The sequence below is a fragment of the Streptomyces goshikiensis genome (assembly GCF_014650555.1).
In the GTDB taxonomy this organism is placed as follows: domain Bacteria; phylum Actinomycetota; class Actinomycetes; order Streptomycetales; family Streptomycetaceae; genus Streptomyces; species Streptomyces goshikiensis.
The window spans coordinates 19,081-36,387 of the sequence record NZ_BMVE01000014.1; the positions used below are offsets into that span (position 1 = coordinate 19,081).

The 17,307-nt window shown below is 71.3% G+C and carries 20 protein-coding genes; all 20 read left to right on the forward strand.

Annotated elements, in window-relative coordinates:
* The first annotated feature begins 146 nt into the window (after nucleotides 1–146).
* The 20 genes from IE248_RS30270 (at nucleotide 147) to IE248_RS30365 (ending at nucleotide 17,097) form a co-directional block, all read left to right on the forward strand.
* The gene (locus IE248_RS30270; RefSeq protein ID WP_190032377.1) at nucleotides 147–461 is read left to right on the forward strand and encodes a DUF6112 family protein; all 315 of its coding nucleotides are present in this window, start codon (nucleotides 147–149) and stop codon (nucleotides 459–461) included.
* Nucleotides 461–1,144: a hypothetical protein gene (locus tag IE248_RS30275; protein ID WP_190032249.1), complete on the forward strand. Its 684-nt coding sequence runs from the start codon at nucleotides 461–463 to the stop codon at nucleotides 1,142–1,144. The genes IE248_RS30270 and IE248_RS30275 overlap by 1 nt, the downstream gene beginning before the upstream one ends.
* A gap of 32 nt (nucleotides 1,145–1,176) precedes the next feature.
* Nucleotides 1,177–2,523 (forward strand): SCO6881 family protein, encoded by a 1,347-nt coding sequence (locus tag IE248_RS30280; RefSeq protein ID WP_190032250.1) that lies wholly within the window; start codon nucleotides 1,177–1,179, stop codon nucleotides 2,521–2,523.
* 90 nt (nucleotides 2,524–2,613) lie between these two features.
* Nucleotides 2,614–4,077, forward strand: coding sequence for an SCO6880 family protein (locus IE248_RS30285; protein WP_190032251.1), 1,464 nt, complete (start codon nucleotides 2,614–2,616; stop codon nucleotides 4,075–4,077).
* A 43-nt stretch (nucleotides 4,078–4,120) separates the two neighbouring features.
* On the forward strand, nucleotides 4,121–4,570 hold the full coding sequence (locus IE248_RS30290; protein ID WP_190032252.1) for a DUF6238 family protein: 450 nt from the start codon (nucleotides 4,121–4,123) through the stop codon (nucleotides 4,568–4,570).
* A gap of 30 nt (nucleotides 4,571–4,600) precedes the next feature.
* Nucleotides 4,601–6,142, forward strand: a complete 1,542-nt coding sequence (locus tag IE248_RS30295; protein WP_190032253.1) for a VirB4 family type IV secretion system protein — start codon at nucleotides 4,601–4,603, stop codon at nucleotides 6,140–6,142.
* Nucleotides 6,143–6,186: 44 nt separating this feature from the next.
* Nucleotides 6,187–6,657: a hypothetical protein gene (locus IE248_RS30300; protein WP_190032254.1), complete on the forward strand. Its 471-nt coding sequence runs from the start codon at nucleotides 6,187–6,189 to the stop codon at nucleotides 6,655–6,657.
* A 126-nt stretch (nucleotides 6,658–6,783) separates the two neighbouring features.
* Nucleotides 6,784–7,251, forward strand: a complete 468-nt coding sequence (locus tag IE248_RS30305; RefSeq protein WP_190032255.1) for a hypothetical protein — start codon at nucleotides 6,784–6,786, stop codon at nucleotides 7,249–7,251.
* A 72-nt stretch (nucleotides 7,252–7,323) separates the two neighbouring features.
* Nucleotides 7,324–7,899 (forward strand): hypothetical protein, encoded by a 576-nt coding sequence (locus IE248_RS30310; protein ID WP_190032256.1) that lies wholly within the window; start codon nucleotides 7,324–7,326, stop codon nucleotides 7,897–7,899.
* Nucleotides 7,900–8,050: 151 nt separating this feature from the next.
* Nucleotides 8,051–8,353, forward strand: coding sequence for a hypothetical protein (locus IE248_RS30315; protein ID WP_190032257.1), 303 nt, complete (start codon nucleotides 8,051–8,053; stop codon nucleotides 8,351–8,353).
* A 23-nt stretch (nucleotides 8,354–8,376) separates the two neighbouring features.
* Nucleotides 8,377–8,745, forward strand: coding sequence for a hypothetical protein (locus IE248_RS30320; RefSeq protein WP_190032258.1), 369 nt, complete (start codon nucleotides 8,377–8,379; stop codon nucleotides 8,743–8,745).
* A gap of 149 nt (nucleotides 8,746–8,894) precedes the next feature.
* Nucleotides 8,895–9,785, forward strand: coding sequence for a hypothetical protein (locus IE248_RS30325; protein ID WP_190032259.1), 891 nt, complete (start codon nucleotides 8,895–8,897; stop codon nucleotides 9,783–9,785).
* Nucleotides 9,786–9,933: 148 nt separating this feature from the next.
* A complete protein-coding gene (locus IE248_RS30330) occupies nucleotides 9,934–10,989 on the forward strand; it encodes a hypothetical protein (RefSeq protein WP_190032260.1) in 1,056 nt (351 codons plus the stop codon).
* A gap of 53 nt (nucleotides 10,990–11,042) precedes the next feature.
* The gene (locus IE248_RS38445) at nucleotides 11,043–12,827 is read left to right on the forward strand and encodes an MFS transporter (protein ID WP_190032261.1); all 1,785 of its coding nucleotides are present in this window, start codon (nucleotides 11,043–11,045) and stop codon (nucleotides 12,825–12,827) included.
* A gap of 119 nt (nucleotides 12,828–12,946) precedes the next feature.
* Complete coding sequence (locus IE248_RS30340) at nucleotides 12,947–13,363, forward strand: hypothetical protein (RefSeq protein ID WP_190032262.1); 417 nt, start codon at nucleotides 12,947–12,949, stop codon at nucleotides 13,361–13,363.
* Nucleotides 13,360–14,259 (forward strand): relaxase/mobilization nuclease, encoded by a 900-nt coding sequence (locus IE248_RS30345; protein ID WP_190032263.1) that lies wholly within the window; start codon nucleotides 13,360–13,362, stop codon nucleotides 14,257–14,259. The genes IE248_RS30340 and IE248_RS30345 overlap by 4 nt, the downstream gene beginning before the upstream one ends.
* Before the next feature lie 24 nt (nucleotides 14,260–14,283).
* Nucleotides 14,284–14,988 (forward strand): hypothetical protein, encoded by a 705-nt coding sequence (locus tag IE248_RS30350; RefSeq protein ID WP_190032264.1) that lies wholly within the window; start codon nucleotides 14,284–14,286, stop codon nucleotides 14,986–14,988.
* 28 nt (nucleotides 14,989–15,016) lie between these two features.
* Nucleotides 15,017–15,766, forward strand: a complete 750-nt coding sequence (locus IE248_RS30355; RefSeq protein ID WP_190032265.1) for a hypothetical protein — start codon at nucleotides 15,017–15,019, stop codon at nucleotides 15,764–15,766.
* A gap of 131 nt (nucleotides 15,767–15,897) precedes the next feature.
* Nucleotides 15,898–16,656 (forward strand): hypothetical protein, encoded by a 759-nt coding sequence (locus IE248_RS30360; protein ID WP_190032266.1) that lies wholly within the window; start codon nucleotides 15,898–15,900, stop codon nucleotides 16,654–16,656.
* 30 nt (nucleotides 16,657–16,686) lie between these two features.
* Entirely contained in the window at nucleotides 16,687–17,097 is a 411-nt protein-coding gene (locus IE248_RS30365; RefSeq protein ID WP_190032267.1) for a hypothetical protein, read from the forward strand.
* Nucleotides 17,098–17,307: the final 210 nt, after the last annotated feature.

The window sequence follows — 17,307 nt, forward strand, 5'->3', positions numbered from 1 at the left end:
CGCCCCCACCCGGCCTGATCGGGCCCTCCCGCGCGCTCCGCGCGCCCCTTCCCTTTCCCCGCATACCCGCATACCCGCATACCCGCATACCCGCATACCCGCATACCCGCAGGGCCATTCGGCCTGCGGCCGCAAGGAGCACAGCCATACCCATTTCACTCGCAGACCGCGTCATCTACCTCGCCTACGACCCCGGCATCACCCCGAAGGAGGGCGGCCTCCCGGGACTCGACGTCCTGAAGAAGGTCGTCAGCTCGATCAACATGTTCGGCATCATCGCCGTCGTCGGCGCCCTGGCCATCTCGCTCGGAGTGTGGGCCTGGGGCCACCACTCCGGCGGCCACCAGGCCGAGGCCAACGGAAAAAAGGGCGCCGTCGTCAGCGCCGGTGCCGCTCTCGGCCTCGGCGCGGCCAACGGGATCGTCGCGTTCTTCTCGGCCCTCGGAACGCAGGTCAAGTAATGCCGAAACGTTCTCTCTCACCGCTTCACCGGGCCACCACCCACTGGTCGACCGGCCGCCGCGTCCTCGTCGGCGCCCTCGTGATCACCGTCCTGCTCACGGTTGCCGGATTCGCCGCCTGGTTCACCAACCGTGGCGAACAGCACGCCGGTGGGCAGAGGTCGTCGGCTCCCGCGCCCAGCGCTCCGGCTGACACGGCTGCGAAGCCGAGCACCGGTACGGGCTCTGTCCCGGCTCCGCCCAAGATCTCCGACCCGCTCGCCTACGGCCGGGCGGCGGCGGTGATGCTCTGGTCCTACGACAGCCGCGCCACCACGCGCGACCAGCAGCTCGCCGGCATGAACGCCTGGATGACCAGCGAGACGAAATACACCGACTGGACCGCGGTCTCCCGCCAGGTCCCTGACCCGGTGCTGTGGTCGCGCATGACCGACAGCGCCCAGCACGCCACTGCCGCGGTCGGTGAGGCTCAATTCCCATCGGCGTTCAAGCAGGCCCTGGCCGAGAACCCGTCCGCGCTGACCGAGGCGTACATCTACGCGGTCACCGTCACCGGCAAGCAGACCATCGCTTGGAAGGACGGCGGGGGCGGTGCCGAGGACCGCTCGGTCACCCTCGCCGTCCAGTGCCGGCCCGGCAGCGACTGCGCCCTTGTGTCCATCGCCCCCAGCGTCGCCCCGTAGCACGCCACTGAAGATAGGGAGGTACCTCTCCAGTGGACTTCTGTTCTCTGCCCGTCGCCAGCAAGCTGTGCACCGCGGCCGACGCCATCGACTTCGTCTCCGATCCCGGCAAGGCCATCACCGAGGGGATCGGCAACTGGATCGCGAAATCGTCCGGTGACCTCGCCGCCGCAGCAGCCGATCTCGCCGCCGACGCCGTCAACGTCACCACCAAGGTGGACCTGAACGCGGGCTGGTTCCGCGACAACTATCAGCTGATCCTGCCGATCGGCCTGGTCCTGCTCGTCGGGACCTTCTGCGCCCAGCTGGTGCGCGCCGCGGTCCAGCGCGACGGACGCGCCCTGGCCCAAGCCTTCACCGGCACGGCGGCAGGCACCATCTTCGCCTTCGCGGCCATCGCCGGCACCACCGTCGCCATCGAGGTGGTGGACGCCCTGTCCGACGGCCTGTTCGCCGCGGCAGGATCCTCGATCGAGGACTCCGTGCGCCGCATGGTCAAGGTGTCCCAGGTCGCGTCCATGGTGCCGCTCGGCTGGATGGTGCCCGCCATCGTCGGGATCGGATCCGCCATAGGGGCGATCCTCTACTGGTGCGTGATGATGGTCCGCAAGGTCGGCATTCTCGTCCTCGTCACCCTGGCAGTATTCGCCGCTTCGGGTGGCGGCTGGGAGGTCGCGCGGCGCTGGCGCCGGGGCTGGATCGAAGCCACTGCCACCCTCGTGGTCAGCAAGCTGCTGATGACGATCGTGTTCCTCCTCGGCGTCTCCGCCATGGGCAAGACCGAGGCCAAGGACGGTACCGGCGCGCTGGCCGACTGCCTCGCCGGCATCGTCGTCATGATGCTCGTCCTGCTCTGCCCCTACGCCACGTTCAAGTTCGTGCACTGGGCGGCGGAAAGCGCTGACGGCGAGTCCCTGCACCGCTCCGGCGGAGCCGGTGCGACGATCGCCAAACAGCACGCCGAGAAGGCGACCCGCAAGGCCACCGCGATGGCCACGACCGCCGGCACCGGCGGCGCCGCTGCCGGAGCAGGTGCCGCGCCCCAGGGCCCGGCCAGCGTGCCGGGGCAGTTCCCCGGCGACATCGCCTCCCACTCCTCCGGCGGCGGAGGCCAGGAAGGCGGGAGTGGACTCTCCCCGGCCGCAGGCGCGTTCAAGAGCGGCATGGAGAAGGCCGTGCAGCCCCCGCCGACCAGCGCGGGCCAGGACACCAACGGCCACTTCGGCGGAAACCCGGGCCCGCAGTCCGGATCCGGCGGCGGCACCGGGCCCGTGCCGCGCAGCACCCAGGAGGGCTCGCCACCGAGCGCACCCTCCGCACACGGTCCGGCCGTCGGAAGCAGTCCCTTCACCGCGCCGCCGCCCTCCACCGGTTCCTGACCCGTCCACGCCACCCGGACGGGACACGCCGCACACCACTGCCGTGTCCCGCCCGGGGCCCCACCCCGCGCCCCCGAAAGCGGCCCTGCCTTGTATGACCTCGCTCTGCCCCTCACGATCAAATTCCCCCACCGCTCGAAGCGCGGCATCCTGCTCGGCCTGTCCCTGCCCCAGCTCGTCCTCACCTCCGCTGCCCTGGCCCTGCTCCTGGTGACCGTGGTGTCCACCGGCCTGGTCGGCGCCCTCGCCCTGACACCGCTCTGGGCCGCCGTCGGCGCCCTCGTAGCCGTCCGCCGCAACGGCCGGTCCCTGATCGACTGGGCGCCGATCGTCCTGCGCTACGCACACCGCCGTCGTACCGGCCAGACGCTGTGGCTGGCCCGGGCGGTGTCCCGGCCCCGCACGGACGGCATGCTTCACCTGCCCGGCACCGCCGCCTCGCTGCGCGTGGTCACCCCCTCCGGATCGCAGGCCGCAGCCGTCCACGATCCCCACGCCCAGACCCTGACCGCTGTTGCCCGCGTCTCCAGCAGGGCCTTCGCCCTCCTCGACCCCGCCACCCAGAACAGCAACGTGACCTCGTGGGGCCGGGTCCTGGCCGGCATCGCCCGCACAGGACACATCTCCACCGTGCAGGTGCTGGAGCGCACCGTCCCCGACTCCGGCGACACCCTCACCCGCCACTGGAACACCCACGGCAACCCGCAGACCCCGGTCGCCGGGCAGGTGTATTCCGAGCTCGTCGCCTCCGCCGGTCCCGCCGCAGCTCCGCACGAGACGTACATCGCCGTCTCCCTGAACCTGAAGGCCGCCAAGCGGTTGGTCAGCCAGGCCGGCGGGGGACTGCCCGGCGCCTTCACCGTGCTCGGGCAGTCCACCACCTCCGTCGCCCAGGCCGCCCGGAACGCGGGCCTAGTGGTCACCGGCTGGCTCACCGCCCGCGAGATCGCCGCCGTCGTACGCACCGCCTACGACCCCAAGGCCCTGGCCGGGCTGCAGCAGTGGTCCGAGCATGGCAGGGCCGAGGCCGACCCCGCTGCCGCAGGTCCCGTCGTCCAGGTCGAGGAGTATGACCGGGTCATCACCGACTCTGCCCGCCACGCCACCTACTGGGTGGAGAACTGGCCACGGACGGAGACCGGGGCCGGCTTCCTGCACGGGCTGATGTTCACGGCCGGCGTGCGCCGCTCCTTCTCCCTTATATACGTGCCTCAGGGGCTCGAGTCCGCGCTGCGCGATGTGCAGCGCACGAAGGCCACGATCATCGCCGACGCCGCCGAGCGCCAGCGCCGCGGCCAGGTCGATTCCGAGGCCGACTCCGTCGAGTACGGCGATGTGAAGGAACGCGAGCGCCAGCTGATCGCCGGGCACGGTGACGTCGCCCTCACCGGGGTGCTGACCGTCTCCGCTGAAACCGACGCCGCTCTCGACGCCGCGTGCGCGCAGATCGAGACCGCCGCCGTCAGTGCCCAGGTCGACCTGCGCCGCCTCACCTACCAGCAGCCCGACGCCTTCACCCTCGCCGCGCTCCCCCTGGCCCGCACCGCCCTGTAGCCGCATACCCGCCGCACACCCCGGCGGCAGCAAGGACCCCCACTTGACCGACCCCGCCCACACCCGGGCCGATGACGCGCACCCCTACTTGCGGGCCGCGACCGCCGGCATCCGCCACCACGCCCGCCAGGCAGCGCGGACCCGCATCCCCGCCGACCGCGCACACCTGGACGTCCTGCACGGCCACCTGACCAGCCTCCATCTCTTGCTGGACCGGCTCGCGGGCACCGCGCGGCCCCGGCATTCGGCGGCGGGAAGGCATCTGGCCTCTGCCCACCTCCGTCTGTGGCAGGCCGCGACAAGCATCCACGACGCCTTCCACACCCTCCCCGCCGCCGAACACAGCCGCTCCGGCACGGACTGCCGCCCCGACCGGCTGCCCGAAGGACCGCCGGTCCTCACGATCTGCCAGCGCCAGCTCGCCTCCGGCCACGCCATCCGCCGCAAGACCACCCCCGCCGACCACGGCCCCCGCCCGGCCCGCACCGCCTGAGGGCAGCCCCCGCAGAAACGATCCGCCCACATGTCCCAGCACCGCCCCGGCCGCCGCGCCCGCCGCGCCAGCGCATCCCCCCTGTTCACCCCGCACGGCCTCGACCGCGCCACCCGCAAGGCAGCCCGCCGTCAGCTCGCCGAAGCCCAGGCCAAGGCCCGTGCCGAAGCAACCGCCCACACCGGTGAACACGAGTCCGCCGGGGAGGAGATGCCCCTCCCCCTCTACCCCGCCGCAGGACGGCCTGGCCATGCCTCCGCCCGCGGCACCCGCCTGCGCCTGCCCGCCCACCGCATGACCACCGCGGTCGCCGGCGCCGCGTACCCCTTCCTCGCCGAAGGCGGTCTCGGAGCAGACGGCATCTACATCGGCCGCGACGTTCACGCCGAAGCCGCCTTCACCTTCGACCCGTTCACCCTGTACGGCCGCGTCGAGGGCTTCACCAACCCGAACGTGTTGCTGGCCGGCGTGATCGGCCAGGGCAAGAGCGCGCTCGCGAAGAGCTTCGCCCTGCGGTCGGTGGCCTTCGGATATCGCGTGTATGTCCCCTGCGACCCCAAGGGCGAATGGACTCCAGTAGCCGAAGCCCTCGGCGGCACCTCCATCGCCCTCGGCCCCGGCCTGCCAGGCCGCCTCAATCCCCTGGACGCAGCCCCCAGACCCCCGTCCGTAGCGAAGGCCGACTGGGCGGGGGAAGTCCGCAAGCGGCGTCTGCTGCTCCTCGGATCGCTGGCCCGGACTATCCTCGGCCGGGAGTTGATGCCGATGGAGCACACCGCTCTCGACATCGCCCTCGACGGCGTCGTGACCGCCGCCGCAGCAGCCGGCCGCACGCCGCTACTCGGCGACATCGCCCACACCCTGGCCCAGCCCGCCCTCCTCGACCAGGCCGCCGGCACCGTCTCCGGCCACTTGGGAGACGCGGCCCGCGACCTTTCCCACGCCATGCGCCGCCTGGTCCACGGCGATCTGTCCGGAATGTTCGATTCCCCCTCCACCGTCAGCTTCGACCCCGCCAGCCCGATGCTGTCCATCGACCTGTCCCGTCTCGGCGGATCCGGCGGCGACACCGCGCTCGTTCTTGCCATGACCTGCGCCTCCGCCTGGATGGAGTCCGCCCTCACCGACCCTCGCGGCGGCCGGCGGTGGATCGTCTACGACGAGGCGTGGAGGTTGATGGCCCACCCCGCCCTTCTCCAGCGCATGCAGTCCCAGTGGAAGTTGTCCCGCGGCCTGGGCATCGCCAACTTGATGGTCATCCACCGCCTGTCCGATCTGCTGACCGCGGGAGACGCGGGCTCCCAGGGCCGGGCCCTGGCCGAGGGACTGCTCGCCGACTGCGCCACCCGCATCATCTACCGCCAGGAACCCGACCAGGTCCAGGCGGCCGCAACCCTGCTCGGCCTGACCTCCGTGGAAACCGAGGCGATCTCCCATCTCAACCGCGGACGCGGCCTCTGGAAGGTCGCAGGCAGGTCATTCATCGTTCAACATCTTCTCCATCCAGCCGAGCAGGCCCTGTTCGACACCGACGCCCGCATGCACTGTCCCGATCCCCGGAGCCGTACCTGAAACCCGACTTCGAACTCAACGACAACGTTGGCCGCACCACCGACATGATCCATGCCCACGCCACCGGCACCGCGACCACCGACGACCTCCACCGCTGGGTCCGCCGGGACTCCGAAGCGTTCCTCCGCCGCCACCCAGTGCCCGGTCCCGCACCTCACCAACTTGGCCTGAGGCCCTTCGAGACAGCGCTTGACCACGCTGCGACGCCCGTCGAGGCCAGCGCCGTCGTCCTCGCAGCGCTCGACGCCGCCGAACAGGTCGTCCACGACCTGAGCACCTTCCTGCTGCACGCTGGCTACCGATACCCCCGTCCCGCGCAAAACACCGCGGGTTCGCGTAAGCAGCTGTGGAGTGCCTCCAGCGGGCTGCTCGCCGCCCTCGCCGCTGCGGACGACGGCATCAAGACGGCGCTGCGCGCGGAGTACGACCTCCCGCCCGCCAGGAAGCGGACGGTGTCCGGGAGAACGCTGCCGCCATCGTCGCCTCCTGTCACCCCGCCGGCGCCGCGCCCGTAGTCGCGCCTCCTCCGCCGCCTCCACCCCACTCACCACTTGGAATCTCCCGTGCCAGCCTTTCTTCACCTCGTCGTCGTCGAGGGCTCTCCGTACGGTCCGTACCTTGGTACGTCCGACCGACCCACGATGACCGGATACGACACCCTCACCTTCAGTCGGCAGACGGCCGAGCGGATCGTCACCGACCTGAGCAGGGACACGTGCGGGCTGTCCGGCTTCTGGGACGGCGACGCTCTGACCTTCATCGCCACCCAGGACTACGACGGCGAGGGCTTCACCTACACCGCCACGCCGGATGCACAAGGCCGTTACACCATAGAGGCCTTGTGGCCCTGGGATGTGTGGGACGAAGACCACGTCCCGTCTGAGGTGAGCCGCGCCTACGCGCACGGCGCCCTCACCACTTCAGAACCGATGGATCCCGCGTACTCGGATGCAGCCGCCGCAGCATGGCGAAGCGGCAGAACCGAGGCTGCCCGCCTCCTCCACACCACACCCACGGCGCAAGCCCCTCTTCGAGCAGGCAAGTTGCCGCCCACCCCACATCCCGCCACACCTCCATCCGCCAGGGCCAGTCCCGGCAACGTGCGATGACATGGCACGTACCGCGAGGGGCGGGCTGCGCGGCAGCCCGCCCCTCCTGACACCCGAGTCCGGAGCACCGCAATGTCCATCAGGTCCTTCATCGCCCGCCCCACCGAGGCCGGCTACCAGGGCATCTACGTCCTCCGAGACGGAACGCCCAGCAGCCTTCTCCCCCTCCTGCTGGCCGCCTACCGGTACACCTTCGCCCGGGACCTGGACTCCATGACCCGGCACCTCATCGACGATGTCTCCATCTGCTGGAAAGAGCTGGGCACGGACCTCCTCGACGACGTCCCCGAGGATCTGGTCGTCGCTCTCACCGGGGGTGACAGCTGGCCGAGCACACAGCCCAGCAACCTCACCGCCCCCGACGGCTCACCCCCGCGACGCATCACCGCCGAGGCCGGAGCCACCGGTGACGCGGAGTGGGGATACGTCCTGCATCCGGACGGCATCGAGGTCATCAGTCTCTACGAGCAGTCGCGCGGTCCCGTCGTGGGGTGGGCCACCGACCCACGCACCGCCTTCAGCGACCACCCGGCGATGTGGCCGGTGACCACGGCGGGCCCGAACCAGCCTTCGGGGACCGCGCCGAAGACGTTCACCACCGTGCCCACCCCCTCCGCGCCCGTCACACCGCGGGTGGCGCGCCGCTGATCAGCAAGGAGCCGCTCCCCTGCCCGGCCAGTTCGTCGTCGGCACGCACCCCAAGCACGGGTACGTCGCCTCCGCCCAAGGAATCCCCCACCACATCACCCAGTGGTACCTGACCCGTCTCGGCTTCCAGCCGCTCCACGGCCTGCACGGTGTGTACCTCCTGACTACCCCCGCCCATGACGGTCCCCGGCGCAGCCGCCAGGCCGTCGAGAGCCTGCGCCGCAGCGGCTACCAGGTCCACGCCGACTACTCCCTCGACCCCGCCAACACCACGCCGGCGCGGACCACCCCGGTTCGAGACCCGCGCGAGTGGTACCGCACCGGAGCCTCGCAGGCCGCCGCCACCACCTCGCCTCAGTACGCGACCGCGCGCGCCTGGGGATACGGGCCACCGCAGACCTCACCGGCCACCCCCGCACCAAGCACACCCACCCCCACGAGCCGCAGCCGCTGATTCGCGAAGGACCCGTTCTACGCATGACCCACACCGTCGACAACCGTCCCGGCAGCAGCGAGCTGCGTCTGCGGGCACACCGGGAGGGCGAGGAATCCCTGCGCGGCCTGCCCTTGCCCGCAGACCCCGCCGCCGAACTGGCGGCCGGTGGTGAGGAGGCCGGGCTGATCGCGCTGCGGAACCTGCTGCGCGCCTCCGGTAGCCGCTGCCGGGAACAGGGCCACGGGCAGCTCGCCGCTCGTTACGACCGCACGAGCGACCTCCTCGACATCGCCGACCGCACGCTCTTCCAGCTCGGCATCGACCTGCTGACCGCCACGCACGACACCCTGCCCGACCGGTCCGGGCCCGCTCTGGCGCTCACCGCTGGCACCGAGGGAGGTCCCCGCTGACCTCGTCCAAGATCACCCTGTTCACCAGCCGGTACTACGGCATCGTCGGCCTCGTATCCGGCGACAACTGGCGCTGGGCCCGGACCGCTCTCCAGCTCGCAGCGTTCGAGAAGGACAGCGACGGCAATTACTTCACACCGCTGACGGACATGGCCCGCGCCCGGCAGTCGCTGGCCGCCCTCGGCGGCACCGCTCTGGCGCACGAGGCGCAGGTCGCCGCCAACGGCAGCCGCTACATCGGCGACTTCGCTCGTGAGCTTGGTGAGAACCTGCCCGGCCAGTGGAGCGTGCGGGTCGAGAACTACCCGGCCCCGATAGTGCAAGAGGACCTCTTGTACGACCTGTGGACGCCCCGCTCCGACCCTCTCGCGCACGCGGTCAAGACCGAGCGTCTGCTGGCTGCGGCGATCCTTCGCGGCGAGAGCGGGGTCGAGCTGGCCGTCGTACCGGTCTCCGGCCGCGATCAGTACCGCGTTGGCGCGCTCATCCCGGCGGACATGAACCTGACCCCGGAGGTTGCCGGGCCCTCCAGCATCACCGTGGGGGACGCGCACGCCGCCCACCAGGTCAGCTCCTCCCTCCTCGCCGAGTACCACCATGGCTTCTGGCGAATGCAGTTGATCACCCTCAGGGACGATCTGGACTGGGCCCACGAGGCGTACGAGCCCGGCACGGTCATGGATCCGCCCCAGCATGACCTGGCCGACGCCTTCGCCCGCTTCGCTGACGCCGCGCCGCACATCATCAGCACCGTGCGCGCCAGCAACGCCCGCCTCAACCCACATGAGCAGGCGTTCCTGGAAGGCATGGACGCCGTATTCGGCCAGCCGGCCCTGGCGCAGGAAGCCGCCACGACGCCGCAGAAGGCCTCGGATCCCGATCCGCTGGCGGTGTGGCTTCTCGAAGGCCTGGACCTGGTCGACCTCGCCCGCTCCGTCAGCCGGGCGACTTGGCCCCGGACAGCTCTCGCTCCGCTCCGCACGGCAGCCGCTCTCCCCTCCCCGCCCCTGCAGATCGCCGCCTCCCTCAACCGCAGGTAGCCGCCACCCTGGAGCCTTCATCCCTCACTCCCCAACCCCACCACTGCAAGAAGCAATCGATGCTCTGACCGGCTGGGGCACCCGGTTCTCGGTCACCACGCTCAGCTGCGAGCTTGCCCTGGAGCGCCTCCACAACCGCCACGGCGACATGCTCGACGAGCAGGCTGCCCAGGCCGTCGAGGCGGAGCGCAACCGGCACCTCGCCGAACTCTTCGGCGATCTCCGGCCCTACGTGCCCACGTTACTCGCCCACGCGAGTGCCGGTATCGAGGCCATGCCTCCCGCTCGTCACCACGCCGGCTGGCATCTTCTGGTCTCCGACCTCGCCCACGCCGCGGACGTAGCCGTCCGCATTCTGGAGGAACACCCCACGGGCCAGGACACCGCTGCCTGCGACGCACGGCTGTGGCCCTACCTGCGGACCTGGGGCGAGCACGACGTACTCCTGCGGGACCTGGCCCTCCAGCCGGCCCATCCCCCGCGCCCCGGTCTGCGGCTCACGGGAGAGGAGCAGGAGTGGTGGACCGCCCGGGCCCGTGCGGCCCGCAGCCGTGATCTGCTCCAGCCCCAGGAGTCGCGGTACGACGCCACAGGCCGCCAGCTCACCGTCGCCGTGCTGCCGTACCCGGACGAGGACGAAGAGGTCGCCCTGATCCTCGCCGGGGACATCGACAGCCCGCACGTGCAGGTTCTGGGCTGCTACGACACCGACGACGAAGCCATCCAGGACCTTCCGCCGCCGGTCCCGCCCGGGGTGCTCTTCCCCGGCGGGCATGCGCCGACAACGCACGCGCTCTCCGGGTTCCCCCTCGCTCAGCTGACGCGCGACGTCATCGAAGCACAGCACAGCGCTTCCGTCGCCGAGGCGATCTCCTACGTCACCGACCAGCCGCCCCACGCCCCTGCCGGGCACATCGCCCAGCTCACGGAGTTCCTCGACACCTGTGCCACGTGGGCCGCCGCGATGGACACCCGGGCCGGGCACGAGATCGCCGTCCGCCTGCGGATCCTCGCGGCCCAGACCGGCCACCTGCTCCAAGACCTCACGCACGTCGGAGGGCAGCTGGAGGAAGCCGTGGCCGTCCTGCCACCGCACCGCACCCCCGCGCCGCGGCATCTGGCCGCGCCTCGCCCACCAGCCGTCACCACCACGCCCATGGCGGCAGCACCTCCGGTGAGCACTACCTCCGCGCACCGCCGCTAGCAGCCGGCCCGCGCCCACTCCTCGCACGCCTTCTGACGGAAAGCCCTGCCCTGTTGACCCTGGTCGATCACCCGCTCACCACGCCACCGCCCGCCACGTACGGTGCCGTCCTGGGCAGCCGGCACGTCGTCCGCCTGCTCGGCGGCACCCTGACCGGACGCCTACCCAACGGCATGGTCCCCGTCGGACTCGTCCTGTGGATCACCGCAGATGGAGGGACGCTGGCCTTCGCCGGCCTGCTCGCAGCGCTGTACGGGCTGGCGTCCGGGCTGTCCCAGCCCATCAAGGGCAGGCTGATGGACCGCTTCGGCCAGACCCGCGTGTCGGCTCCGGCCGTGCTGCTGAACTCCGGATGCCTGGCCGTGCTCCCCTGGATCGGGGCGGGCGGGCATCCGACGCTGGTGACCGCGGTGGTGGGGTTCGCGGGTCTGGTGACTCCGCCGCTGGAGGCGGGGCTCAGGGCGTTGTGGCCGGCGGTCCTGCCCGACCTCGGGCGGCGCCGAGTCGTCCAAGCCCTCGACACCGGCTCGCAGGGACTTCTCTACATCGCGGGCCCCCTGCTCGCTTCATGGACGGCCACCACGCACGGGCCCGACGCCGCCCTGACCGCGACCGCCGCCCTCGGGCTCGTGGGCACGGCGGTCGTCCTGACCGCCGCCCCTTCGCGGACCTGGCGGCCCGCCGCCACCAATACCGCGGCCGGCAGTAGCCGGTTGGCCAGCGGCGGTCTGGTCCTGCTGTTCACCGCGCCGGCGGGAACGGGATTCGCTCTCGGGGCGATGAACGTGTGGTCCGCGGGCATGGCCAGCGCGCACGGGCTGGCCATGCTCTCCGGAGTGCTCCCCGCCGCGTTCTCGACCGGCAGCTTCCTGGGCGGCCTGATCTACGCCCGCCGGACCTGGCCCGGCACGACCACCACCCAGCTCATCACCACCGCGGGCCTGTTCCTCATCGGCTGGCTGCTCCTGCTCGCACAGCCCGGCCCCCGCACCGCCATCGCCCTCATCGTGGTCCCCGGGCTCTTCCTCACGCTGATCATCACCAACGGATTTCACACCGTCGACTCGCTCGCCCCCGCCTCGCGCACCACCGAGGCGTACGCCTGGCTGATCCTGTCGGTCGGCACCGGCCAGGCCGCAGGCACCGCCCTCGCCGGAACCCTCGCCGAGCGCCCCCTCGTACTGGCCGCACTGCCTGCCGCTGGCGCCGCCACCTCACTGGCCATCCTCATCCTCGCCCGCCGCAAGCTCGGCCCCGGCCACCGGCTCGGCCGCCACCGCCGCACCGGCCGCGACGAGCCGCAACACGTCAACTCCCCAGCTCTCGAAGGAGACGTCAATATGGCCGTACAGATCGAATGGAAGATCGTCCACAGCTGTGGACACGAGGTCACGCACAACCTGGCGGACCGTCCCGCCGACAAGCGGGCAGGGTTCGCCCGCTGGCTCGGCGGGCGGGACTGCACCGACTGTTGGAAGGCCGCCCGCGACTCCGACAGCGCCGCGAAGGAAGAGTGGCTCGCCGCCAAGCGCGCCGAGGAGCAGCAGGCCGCGCTGGCCTGGGCGGAGCAGTTCGACATGCCGCCGCTTGAGGGCCCCGAGCGGGCTCTGGCGTGGGGTGAGCGCTCCCGATTCCAGCTGGCGACCACCGCGTACACGGCCCTGGTCAGCGAGGGAAGTTGGGACGAGGCGGACTGGGCCGTCCTGGAGGAGAAGATCCGCACGGTCACCCGGGCCGGGTGGTGGATCGACCAGCGGGACGCGGATGGCAGCGACCTCCCGGAGCTGCTGGACGCGGCCACCACGGACGACCGGGGGACGGAGAACCCGTTCCGGTAGCCGCGGGCGGGCGGACACGTATAGCCGACGATCCCCGGTCAGCCAAACCGGGGATTCTCCAGACCATTGAAGTAGTTCACCCGCCGCACCCTGCGGCGGTTTCGTGGAAGGACCAGCCCGTGCCCGACGCCACCCGCGCCTCGTTCATACCCGCTGACACGATCACCTCCGAGCGGGACATCACGCACGGCCACTTCGCCCCCGGCGACCGGATCGTGGTGATCAAGGGCGTGGACGACGGCGTCCTCTGGGGTGACGCCATGACGGTGGTGACACCGTCATGGCACACCCCGACCGACGAGGACGGCTGGCGCCTGCGGAACCCGGAGGGCGGTAACCGCAGCTTCATCACCGGTCACCCCCGCTACCTTGTCCACCTTTCCCGGCACTGCCCTGACTGCCTGATCTACCAGCGGGCTCTGCAGGACTACCTGGTGCCGCGGTTCCCCGGGCCTGCGCCTGTCGATGTGGGCTGGTACTCGATCACCGACCTGAACCAGCTCGTTCACGTGGCCGACGGCCGGAGCAGCCGGTGATCCCCCGTGTGCACCAGCGGGGCAGGTCGACGACTGACGCCCTCGCCGAGGCACTCGGCCGTCCCGTCAGTTCACGGGAGGGCCTGACCGACCACACGGTCGTCGCCCACTGGTCCGGTCTGGAGCTCTACATCCTGGAGGAGCGGACATGGACCGTGCCGGAATGGGCGGCCCACCTGGACGACCCGCTGCACGAGCAGCCGTTCGCGACCAGCCCCGAAGGCGACCACCGGGCGATCTTCCACGCCGAGATCCTTCTCCACCACGCCGACCGGGAGCTGGTCCAGGCGGAGTGGGCCGAGGTCAGCCATCGGCTGGCCCGTGCCGCCGGCATCGCCACGCCAGGGGATGATCACGGGTGTCGGTGGATCGCCGTCCAGGCCCAGCCCGGCCGCCTTGACCTCCTGGCCAACCTCATCCGCGGCGTCGGGGGCTGGCTGGACCAAGGCCCCCAGTTCCTCAAGCGACTGAACGACGAGTCCCGCCGGATCGAAGCCGACCTCGGCCTCCGGTCACCCACCGCCACTCAGGCGCCTGGAAACGGCACTGACCAGGCCGCGGCCGTCGAGACCTCTCCTGCGACGGCCCTCGTCGAACCGGGGAGCGCAGAGTCCCACATCGGGCACCTCGTGCGTCAGCTGAGCAACGAGCAGAACGGGCCGCTGGCCACGGTCAGGAGCTTCATCGAGCACTCGGCCAGCCTCCTGGCTGCCGCGCCCGGGCCGGCCGCCGCAGAAGCCAGGCTCCGGCTGGAGTGGGCTGCCCGGCGTCTGCACCACGTCCAGGAGGACCTCACGGCCACCGCTACCAGCGTCACCAGCTCGGCGGCATCCGTCCCGGCCAGTCCCGCTGGGCCTGCGCATCTCCCGCCAGCGCCGATCCGCCGACCGCGCTGACCACTGCTGAAAGGTTTCCCCTTCTTGGCCCTTGCCGACCGCATCGTGGCTCTGCGCCGCGACCCCCACTCCGATGAGGTCCTCGCCCGCGGAGGAGACCCTGAGGCCCACAGCATCCTGCAGCGAACGGGCTTCGTTCCCGTCGTACGCCTCCATGAGGCATACCACCGCCTGCCCACCGGCCTCGACCGCGACGAAGAGATCCGCATGGCCACCCGCGCGGTCGCCCGCCTGCGCACGGTGCGCTACCACGTCGACTGCGACACAGACTTCGACACCGAGTCGACGGAACCGCACTACATGCCCCTTGGTGCCCAGGTCGCCAGCCTCGCCGCCGGCATCCGCGCATCCACCGCCACCGACGACGTGGCCGAGATCCTCACCGAGCTGACCGCCACCCACGACGGCATCCTGGCCGCTCTCGGCGAAGTCCTCACCGCGAGCGCCGACTTCTATCAGGGCCTGGGCCGGCCCGCCGACATCTACGTCGCCACCCGGCTGCGCTCCCTCGCCGACGACTCCCTCGATCTGGTCCGCTCCAGCCTCCAGGCGACCCGTTCCGACCTGGCCGACCGGCACGATCTGCACCCGCTACGCCGTGAATGCGCGAACGAAGTGGAGCCCGACGAAAGCGAAGCGTCCGCGGTCTGCGCCTGCCCTCCCCCCAGCCCGGTGCCGACCGTCTCGTCCCCGCCCCCTGTCCCGTCCGCTGCCGCCCGCCGCCGCTGACACATCCCGACACCTGCCCGAGGAACCCTTGCCCCACCACGACCCTGACGAGCTCGACTCCTACGCCGTCATCCTCACCCAGCTGCTGCCAGGCGCCTGGACCAGAGAGCTCCGCCAACACGACGTCCACGCCGACCAGCACGTCCTGACCTCGGGCGTCTGGGACATGAACCAGGTCGCCGAAGCCCTCGCCGCCCGCCCCCTGGAACACGACGTCATCCTGACCCGTGACGACGGCCGCCGTCTGTTCCTCATGGACCACCCGCGCTACGAGGACGAGTTCCTTATCGCCGCCATGGCCCCCGTCGGCGTCCACGCCGAGGCCTTCCGCGCGGTCCGGGAACCGGACGGCATCACCATCCCCGGCGATCCCGAGCAGGCCGCCGAAGCCGTCATCACCGACCTTCTGCCCCGCTACGAGACCGCCCTCGCCCAGGTCAACGCCAACGCCGCCCGCCTCACCAGCACCGCCTCCCGGCCGGACACGCTGGTGATGACCTGGACCGAATCCGGCGACCTCTCCGTCAGCACCGACCACGGTGAGGCGGCCGAGATCCTGACCGGCAACGGGTTCGTCCCCGACACCGACCGGCACACCTACCTCCTCTCCGGCGACGACACCGCCCACCAGGCCCAGTGCGTACGGGCAGCCGGCACCGCCCTCGGGGTCATACACGTAGGCGTCACCCTGCAGAGCGCCCCGCACCGGTCCGCCCCGACCACCACCCGCGTCCCCGCGCCGCGCCCGCCCACGCCGAATACCCTGCGGTCCCGATGACGGACGACGGCGGTCCCGACTTCTTGACCGTCGACTACGTCGCGTTCGCCCGCGACGTACCAATCCCCAGCCCCGCAGCACCTCCGCCCGCCCGCGGACGCTGATCCCGCCGCGCTTCCCCGAAGAGCTTCATGCCCACACGACTCCTCCGCGATGACCTCGCTACCTGCGCAGAGGGCATCGCCGCCCGCCTCCCCGGTGCCTGGACCAGTGCCTACACCCGTCACCCCGACTACCACGCTCAGATCGCCACCACATCGCAGCTGTGGGACATCGGAGCCGTCGGATACGCCGCGTCCAACTTCGTCCTCGGCCACCAGGCCATCCTCTCCCGCGCCGACGGGGCCCGACTCCTGGTCTTCGACCGCCCCCGCCACCCCGCCCAGTTCATGATCAGCCCACTGGAACCGGCCGCCCCCCAGGACTCCTTCCACCAGGTCGACGAACCCAACGGAATCACGGTCCCCCGCGACCCGATACGCGCCGCCGCCCAGGTCACACACCGGCTGCTGCCCGGCTACGAGCAAGCCCTGCGGCAGATCCGGCACAACACCGCCCACCCCCACCCGCGCCGGACCGCACCCGCCCTGATCACCGGGACCGTGAGCATGGCCTGGCATCCGGACGGCGTCGTCGGCGCCGTCACCGGAATACGCGAAGCGACCATGGCCCTGTGCGACGCCGGTTTCCAGTACCACCCCTACCACCGGCAATTCCTACTGCCGGCGTCGTACGGCGACCTCGAACAGATCGCCCGGATCCAGGCAGCCTCACAGCGACTCGCCTCCATGGGCGTCGCCGTCGCCATCCGCCCAGCCCGGCCGGCCCCCACACCGGCAACGCTCCCGGCCGGCCCGCCCTCCCTCGCCGTGACAACGCCGGCCCGCTGACCCACCCCCATCCACCGCGAGGAGTTCCTCATGGGCAACCTGGCCGACGACTCCGGCACCGACGTCGAGATCTACCGCCGCGCCCTCACCCCCGACACGATTCACATCGTCACCCGCAGCGATGCGCCCGAGGAACTGCTGGCGCTCCTCGACAGCCTCGGGCTGGAGCGGAAGACCGAGACGACCGCAGGCCCGGTCTACGTCTGGCACGAGACCCCCGCAGGCCTGAGCGAGAAGGACCAGAATCTGCTGGCCACCCGTGCCGTCCTCCCCATGCTCATCGCCGACTACGACGTCAACGTCGACCCGGAGGTGTACGACGTGACCACGTGGGCGCAGGCGATGGCCGAACACCGCGCCCGCCACGCCAAGACCCGCGAAGGCCGGGGGCCGGCCGTTGCTCCGCCGGGGCCGCTCGCCTCCCCTCCCCGAACCCGCTAAGCCCTGTACCGCCGCACCGTCCCCGGCCCCTTTCGGGCCGGGGCGGCATCCCACCGACCCGGAGCATCACGATCCCGCACAGCCCGCCGTCGATCTCTGCCACCCGACGCCCGCGCCTGGCCGTCTTCCTCCTGCGCCGCTACCTCCGCGCCGTAACCGCAGGCGGCGTGGACCGTCACCACCCGCTCGGCCCTGGCCCCTTCGGGGTCC